This is a genomic window from Stenotrophomonas sp. CASM101 (assembly GCF_049384845.1).
Lineage (GTDB): Bacteria > Pseudomonadota > Gammaproteobacteria > Xanthomonadales > Xanthomonadaceae > Stenotrophomonas > Stenotrophomonas hibiscicola.
The window spans coordinates 24447-37688 of the sequence record NZ_JBMRFR010000025.1 but is presented as its reverse complement, the minus strand read 5'-3'; the positions used below and the strand labels follow the sequence as shown (position 1 = coordinate 37688).

The 13242-nt window shown below is 66.1% G+C and carries 18 protein-coding genes and 1 other RNA gene; 12 read left to right on the top strand and 7 right to left on the bottom strand.

Annotated features, from left to right (window positions below):
• Window positions 1-50 precede the first annotated feature (50 nt).
• A complete protein-coding gene (locus VG543_RS20255) occupies window positions 51-968 on the bottom strand; it encodes a LysR family transcriptional regulator (RefSeq protein ID WP_423179141.1) in 918 nt (305 codons plus the stop codon).
• Between the two features lie 98 nt (window positions 969-1066).
• Between VG543_RS20255 and VG543_RS20250 the strand changes: the two genes are divergently transcribed.
• Window positions 1067-2311: an SGNH/GDSL hydrolase family protein gene (locus VG543_RS20250; protein WP_423179139.1), complete on the top strand. Its 1245-nt coding sequence runs from the start codon at window positions 1067-1069 to the stop codon at window positions 2309-2311.
• A gap of 58 nt (window positions 2312-2369) precedes the next feature.
• Here VG543_RS20250 and fur read toward each other — a convergent pair whose 3' ends face one another.
• Window positions 2370-2786 (bottom strand): ferric iron uptake transcriptional regulator, encoded by a 417-nt coding sequence (gene fur, locus VG543_RS20245; protein ID WP_014646807.1) that lies wholly within the window; start codon window positions 2784-2786, stop codon window positions 2370-2372.
• 103 nt (window positions 2787-2889) lie between these two features.
• On the opposite strand from fur, the gene VG543_RS20240 reads away from it, so the two are divergent.
• Window positions 2890-3282 carry an outer membrane protein assembly factor BamE gene (locus tag VG543_RS20240; RefSeq protein ID WP_005409234.1) on the top strand — a complete coding sequence of 131 codons (393 nt, stop codon included), beginning with the start codon at window positions 2890-2892 and terminating at the stop codon, window positions 3280-3282.
• Between the two features lie 36 nt (window positions 3283-3318).
• On the opposite strand, the gene VG543_RS20235 is transcribed toward VG543_RS20240, so the two are convergent.
• Both VG543_RS20235 and VG543_RS20230 read right to left on the bottom strand, forming a co-directional pair.
• Window positions 3319-3576 carry an RnfH family protein gene (locus VG543_RS20235; protein ID WP_019661240.1) on the bottom strand — a complete coding sequence of 86 codons (258 nt, stop codon included), beginning with the start codon at window positions 3574-3576 and terminating at the stop codon, window positions 3319-3321.
• A 3-nt stretch (window positions 3577-3579) separates the two neighbouring features.
• On the bottom strand, window positions 3580-4005 hold the full coding sequence (locus tag VG543_RS20230) for a type II toxin-antitoxin system RatA family toxin (RefSeq protein ID WP_312545608.1): 426 nt from the start codon (window positions 4003-4005) through the stop codon (window positions 3580-3582).
• Between the two features lie 57 nt (window positions 4006-4062).
• Between VG543_RS20230 and smpB the strand changes: the two genes are divergently transcribed.
• The gene (smpB, locus tag VG543_RS20225; RefSeq protein ID WP_019661238.1) at window positions 4063-4566 is read left to right on the top strand and encodes an SsrA-binding protein SmpB; all 504 of its coding nucleotides are present in this window, start codon (window positions 4063-4065) and stop codon (window positions 4564-4566) included.
• A gap of 161 nt (window positions 4567-4727) precedes the next feature.
• Here the strand turns inward: smpB and VG543_RS20220 are convergent, their stop codons facing one another.
• Entirely contained in the window at window positions 4728-5300 is a 573-nt protein-coding gene (locus VG543_RS20220; RefSeq protein WP_251102717.1) for a hypothetical protein, read from the bottom strand.
• Between the two features lie 219 nt (window positions 5301-5519).
• Between VG543_RS20220 and ssrA the strand changes: the two genes are divergently transcribed.
• Both ssrA and VG543_RS20210 read left to right on the top strand, forming a co-directional pair.
• Window positions 5520-5873: a transfer-messenger RNA gene (gene ssrA / locus VG543_RS20215) on the top strand.
• Window positions 5874-6026: 153 nt separating this feature from the next.
• The gene (locus VG543_RS20210; protein ID WP_423179138.1) at window positions 6027-6509 is read left to right on the top strand and encodes a hypothetical protein; all 483 of its coding nucleotides are present in this window, start codon (window positions 6027-6029) and stop codon (window positions 6507-6509) included.
• A gap of 14 nt (window positions 6510-6523) precedes the next feature.
• Here VG543_RS20210 and VG543_RS20205 read toward each other — a convergent pair whose 3' ends face one another.
• Entirely contained in the window at window positions 6524-6985 is a 462-nt protein-coding gene (locus VG543_RS20205; RefSeq protein WP_111099310.1) for a methyltransferase family protein, read from the bottom strand.
• Between the two features lie 145 nt (window positions 6986-7130).
• Here VG543_RS20205 and VG543_RS20200 point away from each other — a divergent pair, with 145 nt between their 5' ends.
• The 6 genes from VG543_RS20200 to VG543_RS20175 all read left to right on the top strand — a co-directional run bounded on the left by VG543_RS20200 (window position 7131) and on the right by VG543_RS20175 (window position 12414).
• Window positions 7131-9143 carry an esterase/lipase family protein gene (locus tag VG543_RS20200; protein WP_423179137.1) on the top strand — a complete coding sequence of 671 codons (2013 nt, stop codon included), beginning with the start codon at window positions 7131-7133 and terminating at the stop codon, window positions 9141-9143.
• A gap of 84 nt (window positions 9144-9227) precedes the next feature.
• Entirely contained in the window at window positions 9228-10100 is an 873-nt protein-coding gene (gene hchA, locus VG543_RS20195) for a glyoxalase III HchA (RefSeq protein WP_111099302.1), read from the top strand.
• Window positions 10101-10105: 5 nt separating this feature from the next.
• Window positions 10106-10810 carry a PA1136 family autoinducer-binding transcriptional regulator gene (locus VG543_RS20190; protein ID WP_111104704.1) on the top strand — a complete coding sequence of 235 codons (705 nt, stop codon included), beginning with the start codon at window positions 10106-10108 and terminating at the stop codon, window positions 10808-10810.
• Window positions 10811-10897: 87 nt separating this feature from the next.
• Entirely contained in the window at window positions 10898-11134 is a 237-nt protein-coding gene (locus tag VG543_RS20185) for a hypothetical protein (RefSeq protein ID WP_021203968.1), read from the top strand.
• Window positions 11135-11193: 59 nt separating this feature from the next.
• On the top strand, window positions 11194-11421 hold the full coding sequence (locus VG543_RS20180) for a hypothetical protein (RefSeq protein WP_227200225.1): 228 nt from the start codon (window positions 11194-11196) through the stop codon (window positions 11419-11421).
• A 138-nt stretch (window positions 11422-11559) separates the two neighbouring features.
• Window positions 11560-12414: an endonuclease/exonuclease/phosphatase family protein gene (locus tag VG543_RS20175; RefSeq protein ID WP_019661229.1), complete on the top strand. Its 855-nt coding sequence runs from the start codon at window positions 11560-11562 to the stop codon at window positions 12412-12414.
• A gap of 19 nt (window positions 12415-12433) precedes the next feature.
• Here the strand turns inward: VG543_RS20175 and VG543_RS20170 are convergent, their stop codons facing one another.
• Window positions 12434-12697 carry a hypothetical protein gene (locus VG543_RS20170; RefSeq protein ID WP_021203970.1) on the bottom strand — a complete coding sequence of 88 codons (264 nt, stop codon included), beginning with the start codon at window positions 12695-12697 and terminating at the stop codon, window positions 12434-12436.
• A 139-nt stretch (window positions 12698-12836) separates the two neighbouring features.
• Here VG543_RS20170 and VG543_RS20165 point away from each other — a divergent pair, with 139 nt between their 5' ends.
• Entirely contained in the window at window positions 12837-13214 is a 378-nt protein-coding gene (locus VG543_RS20165; protein ID WP_111104702.1) for a VOC family protein, read from the top strand.
• The last annotated feature ends 28 nt before the right edge of the window (window positions 13215-13242 follow it).

Here is a 13242-nt window from a genome sequence, read left to right as displayed (position 1 = left end):
ACCCAACACGGGTGGGCGAAGATCGTGAGGTTGCCGGCCAGCGGCCGGCCCTACCCCCGTGGCTGCGTCAGATCGACCTGTTCCACCAGGAAATCGAGGAACGCGCGCACCCGCAGCGGCAGGTAACCGCCCTGCCCCAGGAACACGGCGTGCACTTCTTCCAGGTCACCCGGATTGGCCTCTTCCAGCACCGGCAGCAGGCGCCCGGCGGCGACGTCGTCCTGCACCTGGAACGCGGCCAGGCGGGCCATGCCCAGACCACCCAGCACCAGCTGGCGCAGTGCATCGCCGTTGCTGGCACGGGCGTTGCCGCTGGGCAGCACCATCCGCTCTCGCCCCTCCTGCAGCAGCGGCCAGCCCTGCATCGCACGCGCGTGGCCGATGTCCAGCCGGTTGTGCGACTGCAGTTCGACGGCGTTGCGCGGCATCCCGTGCCGCTGCAGGTACGCCGGCGCGGCCACGATCATCATCCGCGTCGCGCCCAGCCGTCGCGCCACCAGGCTAGAGCTCTTCAGCGGACCAGCCCTTACCGCAACGTCGGTGCGCTGCTCCAGAAGGTCGATCACTTCATCATTGAGGGTCAGGTCCACCCCCACCTGCGGGTTGCGCGCCAGGAATGCCGGCAGCAGCGGCAACAGGAAATGCTGGCCGAACGGCACGTTGGAGTTGACCCGCAGGCGTCCACGCGGTTCGGCATGGGCACTGGCGCAGCGCTCTGCTTCTTCCAGATCGGCCAGCACCCGCAGGCCCCGCTCGTAGAACGCGCAGCCTTCCGGGGTCAGCTGCAGCTGGCGGGTGGATCGCTGCAGCAGTCGCGTGCCCAGCCGCTGCTCCAATCGTGCCACGAGCTTGCTCACCGCAGACGGCGTCATGTCGAGCGTGCGCGCGGCGGCGGAGAAGCCGCCGGTCTCGATGACCCGCACGAACACTTCCAGCTCGCCGGATCGGTTGATGTCGGGTCGCGCCATGACGATGAATCCAGTTCACAGATGATTATCCATGCGCAGTCTAGTTCACAGATGGCCGGAGAATCACCATGGCGATTCCTCCTTCCCGGGATTGCCCGATGAACCGCTTGAGCCAGTTCACCGCCGCCGCATTGATTGCCCTGTCCGGCGCTGCCAGCGCGGCCACGGCCCCGCACTGGGTCGCCAGCTGGCAGGCCAGCCCGCAACCGGTCTGGGGCGCGGATTTCCTCTTCCCAACCCTGGTTCCGGCCGCGCTGCATGACAAGACTTTCCGCCAGACCGCGCGCATCAGCCTGGGCGGGGCGCGGCTGCGGGTGCGGCTGAGCAATGCCTACGGTACCCAGCCGTTGCGGATCGGAGCGGCCAGCATCTCCGCACGCATGGGCGGCGCGCCTCACCCGCTCAGCTTCGACGGCCAGCCCAGCGTGGTGATCGGCCCCGGCCAGGAACGGCTGAGCGATCCGCTGGCGCTTGCCACGGATGACCGGCAGGCGCTGCAGGTCAGTGTCTTCGTGCCGGGGCCGGCGGCGGTCCAGACGTTCCATTGGGACGGTCGCCAGACCAACTGGATCGCCGCTGGCGACCAGAGCCGGGCCCAGGCGCTGCGCGCTGCCAGCAGCACCACCGCGCGCCTGCTCCTGGCCGGTATCGAGGTCGAGGCCAACGCCAGCGCGCGCAGCGTGGTGGTGATCGGCGACTCGATCACCGATGGCGCCACGGCCAGCCTCGACCAGGACCAGCGCTGGACCGACCATCTGGCCGGGCGCCTCGCCCCGCGCGGGGTGGCGGTGGTCAATGCGGGCATTTCCGGCAATCGGCTGCTGAGCGACAGCATGGGTGAGTCCGCCCTGGCCCGTTTCCAGCGCGATGCACTGGATCAACCCGGCGTGGCGAGCGTCATCGTGCTGATCGGCATCAACGACATCAGCTGGCCCGGCACGGCGTTCGCCCGGGGCCAGGCCAGGCCAACGCTGGCCGAACTGCAGGCGGGCTATCGCACCCTGGCAGAACAGGCCCGCAGGCGTGGTGTGCGGATAATCGGCGCCACCCTGCCACCGTTCGCTGGTGCCCTGCCCGGCACGCCGCTGGACGACTACTACCACCCGGACAAGGACGCCCTGCGGCGGCAACTCAATGCCTGGCTGCGTACGGACAGCCCGTTCGACGCGGTGATCGACCTGGACGCGGCGCTGCGCGACCCGGCCGAGCCGTTACGGATGGCCGCCGCCTACGACTCCGGCGATCACCTGCATCCGGGTGATGCAGGGAACCGGGCGATGGCCGAGGCGGTGGACCTGGACCTCCTGATGGGATCATCCAGGCGTGGCGGGAATCTACCGTAAGCAACGAAAAACCCCGGGCAGGCCCGGGGTTTCGTCGCATCCAGCGGGCCTGAACGGCCTACTTCCGCTTCTTGCGCACGTACAGCACCAGCGAGTGCTCTTCCAGCTCGTAGCCATGGTCGGCCGCGATCTTGCGCTGCAACTCCTCGATCTCATGGCTCTCGAACTCGATGATCTTGCCGCTGTCCACGTCGACCATGTGGTCGTGGTGGCCACCACGGTCCAGTTCGTAAACGGCCTGGCCGCCCTCGAAATTGTGCTTGAGCACGAGGCCGGCAGCCTCGAACTGGGTCAGCACCCGGTAGACGGTCGCCAGGCCGATCTCGTCGCCATGCTCGAGCAGCTGGCGGTAGATGTCCTCGGCGGTCATGTGATGCTGGTGGTGCTGGGCATTGCGCTGCTCGAGCAGCGCCAGGATCCGCATCCGCGGATGGGTCACCTTCAGGCCGACTTTACGCAGGTCGTGGGTTTCCATAGGTCTCCGTTCATTGGCGATTTAGCGCCAGCTGCCTCGGATTGGGTCGCGGTGGCACGCCGGGAGTGTATCATCGGTTTGATTTCCCCAACCGCCAGTCCCGATGCGCAATCTCCTGTTGGTCGCCGCCGTCGCCCTGTCCACCACCGGGTGCGGCATCATCTACAAGCAACCCATCTATCAGGGCAACCTGATCCGGGAAGATGCCGTGGCCAAGCTGCAGGTCGGGCAGAGCAAGCAGCAGGTCACCGCGCTGCTGGGCACCCCGTCCATTCCCGACCCGTTCCACGCCCAGCGCTGGGACTACACGTCCAGCCAGCGCGTGAACCGCCTGGGCCGTACCGAAGTGAAGAACTTCGTGGTGTTCTTCGAGAATGACACCGTGACCCGCTGGGAGGGCGATTACTTCCCGGGCAACGACAAGGCCCTGGCCCAGCAGACCGTGCGCCAGTTCGGCCGCAACCTGCCCAAGGACAAGAAGAAGAAGGGCCGTTAAGCGCCCAGCCCCGTCCGCAGGGACGGGTTGCCGGGATCAACCGCCGAGCGCGCGACGCCGGCGGTTGTCCTTGGGATCGGCCAGCAGCGGGCGCAACAGCTCGACGCGGTCGCCATCCAGCAGCACCTGCTGCGGACGCGCCAGGACGCCGTGCACGGCAGCGGCCGGACAATCGGCACTGCCTTCCAGCGCCGCAGCGGCAATGGCGTCGGCCACGGTGGCACCCTCCTCCAGTTTCAGTCGGCGCGACAGCACCTGCTGCGGCCAAGCCAGTACCACTTCGACCTCGATCACCGCTCAGTCCTCGTCGGCGACGCGGACGAAATCGTTGACCATCCGATCGGCCAGGCCCTGGAAGCCGATCGCCAGCGCCGGACCGAGCAGGCGCGAGCTGGGCTCGAACTCCAGGGTGAGGGTGACCTTGCAGGCGTCCTCGGCCAGCGCATGGAATTCCCAGCGGCCGTGCAGCTGCTTGAACGGTCCATCGCGCAGCTGCATATCGATGCTGTGTGGGCGCTGCAGCGTGTTTTCGGTCTGGAACCAGGTGCTGAACGAACCCAGGCCCAGGTCCAGGCGTGCCACCAGGCGGTCCTCGCCCTGCTCCAGGATCTGGGCGGCCGAACACCAGCGGAAACGGCGCGGATAGGCCTGGACATCGTTGACCAGGTCGAACATGCGCGCAGCCGAATGTTCGACCAGGGCGCTGCGGCGGATAGTAGGCATGAATACAGGACGTTTCGGCAATCGACCGGGCGGGCCCGAATCGGAGACAATACGGAAATGAGCAAGAACAGCGGCAAGGATAAAGCAAAGAGCGCGACGGCCAACAAAACCATCGCGTTGAACAAGCGTGCCCGCCACGAGTATCACATCGAAGAGCGCTTCGAGGCCGGCCTCGCCCTGCAGGGCTGGGAGGTCAAGTCGATCCGCGCAGGCCGTGGCAACATCATCGACGCCTACGCCTATGTGAAGCGCGGCGAGATCTACCTGATCGGTGCACAGATCACCCCGTTGATCCAGGCCTCCACCCACGTGGTCGCCGAGGACCGCCGCGAGCGCAAGCTGCTGCTGCACCGGAACGAGATCGACAAGCTGATCGGCAAGGTCGAGCGCGACGGCTACACGATCGTGCCTACCGCGATGTACTGGAGCAAGAACAAGATCAAGCTTGAGATCGCACTGGCCAAGGGCAAGCAGAACCACGACAAGCGCGATGCCGCCAAGGACCGCGACTGGGCGATCGAGAAACAACGCGTGATGCGTCGCGGCAACCGCGACGCGTAAGGCGGCTGCGCAGCACCCTGTAGAGCCGAGCCATGCTCGGCTGCTTTGGCTTTCTGTAGAGCCGAGCCACGCTCGGCTGCTTTGGCTTTCTGTAGAGCCGAGCTGTGCTCGACTGCCGTGAAGCAGCCGAGCATAGGCTCGGCTCTACAACACGATGCGGCTCAGCTGGCCAGAACGCCCTGCCTGCGCATCCTCGGCGCCAGCGCCGCATGCATCACCGCCAGGTGCATCACCACCGAAAGTTCCGGAGCGTGGCGATCATCACCGGCGCGCCACTGCTGCGCCAGCCGCGCGGCGTCGACGGGCAGCAGGGCCAGCAACTGGGCGTCGTCCAGCGCATCGGCGGAAGCCTGCAACTGTCGCGCAACTTGCCGCGACTGCCACACATGCACGCCAATGCTGAGGCTGGCCAGCGACATCAAGGTCAGGGCCAGGCCATGTTCGAACCACTGTGACAGTACATCCGGGCCCCACAGCAGCGCGGCGAGCACCGCCAGCCCCGGCAGCCGCCAGCCCAGCCAATGCAAGCGCCCACGCTGCGGCCAGTGCACCACCACCGCACTGGAGACCAGCGCGGCTGCCGCCGTCGCCGGCAGCTCGGTCGGCCAGGTGGCCGCCAGCAGCACCGCCAGCACCGCCCAGACCCAGCCGGGCGGCAACGCGCGCCGCTGGTAGTCGGCCCCGACGGGTCCAACCAGCTGTCGCAGGCTGCGTTGTTGGCTTGCCTCGGTCACCCACAGTCTCCCTGTCTGTCCTGGCTTGGATGGTCGTCGCCAGTGTGTCGCAAATTCGTGCCCATGACGTTACCAATCCGCTATGACGGAGGCTCTACAACTTGTTGTGGATTGCCACGGTGACTGTTCAGCTGTTTTGGCGTAGCATTGGCAGCGTTGGGCAGGCCCCGCTCGTGGCAACACGGCATTGGCCCTGTACATTGCAGCACTGTAGAAACCGGGGGTGCATTGGTTTCGACGGGGGTTGTGAAGTCGCCTGGCGCATGCCGAGGGGGTAGCTTTCCTCGTAAATCCAGCTGCAAAACTCTAGTTGCCAACGACGACAACTACGCTCTGGCCGCTTAAGGCCTAAGCCTCGAAACCGCTTGTGTCCATGCTCGCGGTGTAGAGTCACTATCATGGAATCGCGCTGGGCGGCTGCCTGTCAGCCCGGCACTAGAACACAACAGGCTGGTTCCCGGATGCGCTTTGCGCACCGTGCTGTTCGGGGACGAGATCCAACGGTGAGCTAAGCATGTAGTGCTGGGGATGGAGTGCCTTCGGACGGCGGTTCAATTCCGCCCACCTCCACCATCTGTATGGCCTGTCGAGGCCGCAAGAAGCCGGATCTCCCGTCAACCGGGGTTCCGGCTTTTTTGTGCCTGCACGTCGCGGAGGATGTGTGGCGCATAATCGGGATGACACCTCCAACAGCCCCTCACCCCGCGATCGCCAGAAGGATCTGCCATGAAAGCCCCCCTCGCGATGTCCCTGCTCCTCACCGCCCTGGCCGCAGCCCCAGCCACGCACGCCTCCACACCCACCATCGCGCCGCCAGGCACCGCAACGTTGGAAGTCCTGCTGTCCTGCAGACCTGGCTCCAACTTCAGCGAGGCCGAAGCCATCGATGCCCTGCAGGCAGCCGGCCTGGCCAAGAAGCCGGGCGGTACATTCGAACCGGAGGACAGGCCGGTCGCGCTGTTTGGCGGCACGGTCACCAGTGCCGATGTGAACGTGGCCGAAGGCGAGAGGAGCCTCTTCGTGTACTTGAACGGTGTCGATGCCAAGCGCCTGGCCAAGGCCTGGTCGGTGACCGAAGTCAACGAGCACGCCAATACCGAAGAACCGTCGTACGCGAAGCGCATCGACAAGCGCCATACCCTGCACGTGATCGCGGGCGACGATTACGAGGGCTATTCGGCCGCAGTGAAATGCCAGATCAGCCGCTGATGGCGTAGCCAACGCTACAGCCAGCGCGGCACGCGACGACGGTACTGCGCGTACGCCTCGGGAAAGCGCGCCATCAGTGCCCGCTCCTCCGGCAGGATCTGCAACCGCGTGATGTACGCCAGGAACAGCGGGACCACGATCAGCGCGATCAGATGCTGCAGGTACACCATGGCTCCCAGCAGAACCAGCGCCTGGCCCAGATACATCGGATTCCGTGTGCGGCGGTAGACCCCGCTGGTAACCAGCACGCTCGAGGCCGAAGGTCGCAGAGGATTGACGGTGGTGCCTGCTCGCCGGAAGGAGACCTTAGGCAGCAGGTTGAGCACCACACCGAGCGCCATCGTCAGACCCGCCAGTAGCGCCGGCACCGGTGCCCGAAAGGCAGAACCCGGCCACAGCCTGCACGCTGCATAGCCGACAGCTGCACACAGCAGCATCACCACGGGCGGGGGAACACGTGTTTCCAGCCAGGTCATCACGATCACCAAGCACGTTCCACCACAGTGTCACACGGGAATGCCCGGATCGCACGGCGGACGCATCGGCCAGGCCCAATCCGGCCAGTGGATTCCGCTTTGACAGACCGACCGCTAGAGTGGCGCCTCCGCGCAGGAGGATCGCATGGCTACCACGGGCTTGGGCTTGATCGGCCGCACGACCCTCATCATCACCGCGCTGCTCAGCCTGGGAGGTTGCGCGACGCTGCGGCAGTTCGGGCCTTCGGTGCAGGTCGCCTCGGTCACGCCCGGCCAGTACATCGCGCTCAAGCGCGGTGACATCCTCACCTCCGGCAAGCTCAGTGCGGCGACCACGGAGACGCTGCGCGTGGCCGGCCTTGATGAAGGTGTCTGCGCCAAGCCCGGCCTGCCCTGCATCGAAGCGATGGAAGCCAGCATCGTCGTGCGCGAGGAGGACAAGCGCTCCAGCCTGGCCGAGCTGTGGCTGCAGTATGCGATGACCCTGCCGGCGCCGAAGCGCGAGTACTCCGCCTCGGGTCGCGCCAAGACCGCAATCAACGAGTTGGATGCCGACTTCCAGCCGCGCCTGGACGCATGGATGCAGGTCGCGCGCCAGGCCTACGCCTACCTGTTCTTCACCGAGCGCACCGCCAACCAGCGCGGCTTCGAAGACCGCCAGACCCAGGTGCGCGACTATTACAACCTGGCCGTGCAGGAGGCGTCCGTGCAGCTGTACGACGCCTACGCCACCGGGCGCGTGCACAACGATGCCAACCATCTCCAGCTGGGCCGCTGGACGTTCGTGCTGGCCCCTCCAGGGGAAGCATCGGCGTTGGACGAGCGTACACCGACCGAACTGGTACCCGCCGCCTCGCTGTCGTTCACCGGCACGCTGCGCAGCGTGCACCGCCGCGATGGCTTCGGTGCCGAACTGGTGGCCGTGATGGATGACCCGGCCGCAACCACGCCCAGCACTACGCCGGCAGCGGTGCAGGCAAGCCCTTCCGCCACGCAGAGCTGGAGCGAGATGCCTTCGCCATCGATGACGGTGCTGCTGCGCTTCTCGGGAAAGAACCTGTGGGAAGTGCTGCACGATGACGAGCCGGAGCTGGAGATTCACGATCCCTACCAGGTTTCGGAAGTAACCCTGCACGGCCAGCACGTGCCATTGGCGGCCAACTTCACCGCCGGCTATGCGTTGTGGCTGGCCCGTTCCAATTTCAGCCGGCAGTCGCTGCGCTCGCTGTTCGGGGGCAAGGGCGGCATCGACACGCCGCATCTGTACATGATGCAGCCCTACGATCCCAACCGTCGCGTACTGCTGATGATCCATGGCCTGGCCAGCAGTCCGGAAGCCTGGGTCAACGTGGCCAACGAACTGCTGCGCGACGACGAGATCCGCCAGGACTTCCAGGTCTGGCAGTTCTACTACCCCACCAACATGCCCATCGCGATGAGCCACGATGCGATGCGCCACACGCTGGATGAGGTGTTCAAGCATTTCGACCCCAGCGGCAAGGCGCAGGCTTCGCATGACATGGTCCTGGTCGGGCACAGCATGGGTGGGGTGATCGCGCGGTTGATGGTTTCCTCTTCCGGCGATCATCTGGTCGATACCCTGCTGGCAACCGCGCAGATGACGCCGGCACAGCGTGAACTGCTGCGCACCAAGGGCGCACCGGTGCTGACCTTCCTGCCGGAACCGGCAGTGTCGCGGGTGGTGTTCATCGCCACGCCACACCGCGGCACCGATGTGGCGGGCACCCGCCTGGGCCGCTGGATCGGTCGCCTGGTGCGGTTGCCGCTGACCGTGCTGGAAGACGTTGCCACCATCGCCAACGACGGCCAGATCGACCGCACCGACGGCAAGCACGGCTACCAGATGAACAGCATCCAGAATCTGGACAAGGACGATCCCTTCGTCCGCGCCGTGGCAGACCTGCCGATGTCGCCGAAGGTGCACTACCACTCGATCATCGCGCGGGCAAAGGCCGATGGTCCGCTGGGAAAGACCAGCGACGGGCTGGTGCCCTACTGGAGCTCGCACCTGCCGCATGCGGACTCGGAGAAGGTGATCGTCTCCGGGCACAGCGTGCAGGAAGCCACGCCGGCCATCGTCGAACTGCGGCGGATCCTGCATGAGGACATGCAGCAACACGGAAACCAGGCCAATTAGCCGTGGGCAGCTGAGGGAAATCCCTCATCGCGCGTGCGCACCCACCCTCCTATGCTGGCCTCACATTTCCCGCAGGAGATCTGCATGAACACGCAAGAGCCCAGCCGCCAGCCCAGCCCCGACCCGGCCGAGCGCGATGCCTTCTTCCCGTCGCCCTACTCGCTGTCACAGTTCACATCGCCCAAGAGCAACCTTTCCGGTGCCGACTACCCGGATGCGCGCCGCGATGGCCGCTGGAAGGTGCTGATGATCGCTGCCGACGAACGCTATCTGCCAACTGCCAATGGCCACCTGTTCTCCACCGGCAACCATCCGGTGGAGACCCTGCTGCCGATGTACCACCTCGACAAGGCCGGCTTCGGCATCGATGTAGCCACGCTGTCGGGCAACCCCGCCAAGTTCGAGTGGTGGGCATTTCCAAACGAGGACAAGGAAATCGGCGGGCTGTACGAGCGTTATGCCTCGTGCTTCCGCCAGCCGCTGCCACTGGACGAGGTGGTTGCCGGGCTCGATGCGGATTCGGACTATGCTGCAGTGTTCATCCCCGGTGGCCATGGCGCCCTGATAGGACTGCCGCAGAGCCGCGCGGTGAAGTCCGTCCTGCATTGGGCGATGTCCCAGCAACGCCACATCATCACCCTTTGCCACGGTCCGGCCGCACTGCTGGCTGCGGGCGTGGACGAGGCCGATGGCGGTTCGCTGTTCCGCGGCTACCGCATCTGCGCCTTCCCCGATGCGATGGACCGGCAGACGCCGGAGATCGGCTACATGCCTGGACAGTTGCCGTGGTTCTTCGGTGAGCGCCTGGCACAGCGGGGCGTGCAGATCGTCAATGACGGCATCGATGGCAGCGTGCTGCAGGACCGCCTGCTGCTGACCGGCGACAGCCCGTTGGCTGGCAATGCGCTGGGCAAACTGGCTGCACGCGCCCTGCTCGACGCCCTGGCCGGGCGCTGAGCCGGATGACCGAGCTGGTGCAGGCGCTGCTGGAGCTGGAACGCGCCAGTTCGCTGAGCGCGGTGGGTGCAGTCCTGCGAGGCATCGCGGCACCGCTCGGCTTCGACCGCGTGCTGGTGTTTGCCACCGGCACCGGGCTGGAGCGGGGTACGCAACGCGTGTACTGGATCGAGGGCGACTGGTTCGGCGATGGCAGCGATACCGACCTTGCGCGCTACCTCCACGCCTGCCCCGTCAATCGCCACGTGCTGGACAGCAACGCGCCGTTCTTCTGGAGCAAGCGCCTGGGCGTTCGCGGCGAGCGCTACCAGGTGGTGAAGCAGCCTCGCGGCGAAGGCCTGCATGGGCTGCAGGTGCCGGTGTTCGGCATCACCGGCCTGGAAGGCGCGGTCAGCGTTGCCGGTACGTCAATCGACGCGTCGGCCAACGCGCGCCTGCGGCTGGAAGCTGCTGCAACCGCAGCATTCCGGGCCGCGCGCCGTCTGGCCGAATCGCCTGCCGAGCGTTCGGGAAGCGCACTGAGCAACCGCGAGCGCGAAGTGCTGCGCTGGGTTGCCGCCGGGCGCCGGCAAGCTGAGATCGCGGCCACGCTTGGGCTTTCCACGCGCACGGTGGAGAACCACCTGCGCCACGCGCGGCAACGGCTGGGTGTGGCGACCACCGCGCAGGCAGTGCGTGCCGCCAGCCGTCGCGGCGAGATCGAAGACTGATCGCGGCGAGGCACTTCCGGAGCTCTGGTTCGCGTGTTACACACGCCATGCGCATGTGCGCGATTGCAGAAAGCAAGGATGATGATTATGAAACTGCAACTGGCCGCGATGGCCGCATTGATGTTGGCATTGGGTAGTGGGATACCGGCGACTGGCCATGCGGCCGGGTCCCCCGGATCGACGACCGATTGCGTGCCCGTAAGACTTGGGCCCAACCTCGTGCATCAGCGCTGCACCGTCACCCGCACTCTGGCAGACGGCACCGTTTTCACGTCGGTGTACTGGATAGACGAGAACGGTCAGTGGTACCTCCCGGCAGACTGATCTGCATCGGACACCGACTACGGCTACAAGGAGTGTGATCAATGACGCTGCACAATCGAATGACCGCTTTTTCTTTCGCTGCAGTAGTTGCACTTGCGGCCCTGGTGCCCTCGCCGCCGGCGAATGCAGCCGAAGAGGTCGGCCTGCAGGAGGAGTGCGTGCCCTTCCGCATCAGCGGCAACGTGTTCCACCAGCGTTGCACGCTGTACGTGGTCCATGACGACGGCACCCGCGTGGCCAGCGACCACTACAACCGCGACGAGAACGGGATGATCTACGACCCCTGATCGGGCAAGGGGCATCTGCCGGGCGGAGCGTCCAGCGCCCGCCCGGCGTCTCCAAGTCGCCCGTCCCGGCATACCACTGCCCCCGCCTTCCATGGCATGCTCCATGAAACCGTTTTCATGGAATGGAGGGATTCCACGATGTTGTCGCGTTTCCGTCGCCCGGCGCTGAGTGCGCTGCTGGCGCTTGCTCTGCCTGCCGTTGCCTGGGCCGTCACGCCGGCGCCGTTGAAGGTGATGTCATTCAACGTCCGTACCCCGGCTGACACCGAACCGGGCAAGCGCTGGCCCGACCGTCGCGATGCCATGGTCAAGGTGATCCTCGACGCGCATCCGGCGGTGATCGGCACCCAGGAGCTCGTGAAGGAACAGGCCGACTACCTGTCAGGGCACCTGCCCGGCTACCGCTGGTTCGGTGAAGGCCGCCGCGGTGGCAGCGGCGATGAGCACATGGGCGTGTTCTACGACAGCAAGGTGCTGGCCATCGAGGAATCCGGCAACTTCTGGCTTTCGGATACGCCGGACGTCCCTGGCAGCATCAGCTGGGGCAACCTGTACCCGCGTATGGTCACCTGGGCCCTGTTCCGGCGCCTGGACGATGGCCGTCGTTTCTACTTCCTCAATACCCACCTGCCCTACCGCGACGAGGACGAACCGCGCCGGGTGAAGGGTGCCGAGCTCATCGGCAAGCGCCTGCAGGCCATGCCGGACGACCTGCCGGTGGTGTTGACCGGTGACTTCAACAGCGAGCCCGGCGGTGACACCTACAGGGCGTTCACCCGCCTGCTGCAGGACACCCGTGCCCAGGTGAAAACACCGCAGGGTCCGCGCCCGACCTTCCACGACTTCACCGGCAAGGCCACCGTGCAGCTGGACTGGGTGCTGGTGCGTGGCTTCCGTGCGCGCAGCTTCCTTACCGATGATCGTCGCATCGACGGCGTGCTGCCGTCGGATCATTTCCCGCTGGTGGTCGAGCTGGACTGGCCGAAGCCCTGAATTCCCGCGGCAGCCGTGGCTACGGCGGCGGCTGCCGCGACAACAGCCGGTACAACGCCTGGTGCTGGTTGCGCGCCTGGCAGATGCGGGCGCCGACGGCAAGGAACACGGCAACCCCGATCAGCCCGAGCCCCAGCATCGGATCGGGCAGTCGCAGGAAACCGATCGCAGCGGCCATCGTCGCCAGCACCAGCAGCACAACGACCGCCACCGAAAGGCCCGCACCGGGTGGCCCCGGGTCGCCAAACAGCATGCGCTGGGTATCCCGCCTGTCATCGCTCATCGTGTGTACTCCCTGGAATCTGCCCCACTAGTTACACGGCGGACACGGCTTCCGGCAGAGTCAGAAACGTCACGACTGTGACAACGTCCACAGCAGAGCCGCGCTACCCTGCCCCTGTTCCCGAACTGTGGAGAAAGGCATGGCACACCAGAGTCGCCTGGCCGGTTTCATCATCGATTGCGAGGGCATTCCCGCCGACGAAGGCGCCCGCTTCTGGGCCGCCGCGCTTGGCCTGCAGGCGCAGCCCGCCCGTGCCGAAGACGCCGCCGAGTACGCCGACCTGCTCGGTGCTCCGGCGGGCCTGGACGTTGAAGTCCAGCGCGTCGATCACCCGTCACGGGTGCATCTGGACATCGAGAGCGACGACATCGATGCCGAAGCCGACCGCCTGGAGAAGCTCGGCGCGCGACGGATAGGCTTCGTCAAGCGCTGGTGGGTGATGGAAGCACCAACCGGCCATCGCTTCTGCATCGTGCGCATGCGCGAGCGTGAGGTACCGGCCAACCACTGGCCCTGAAAGAACAAGGGGACGGAAGTCCCTGCTT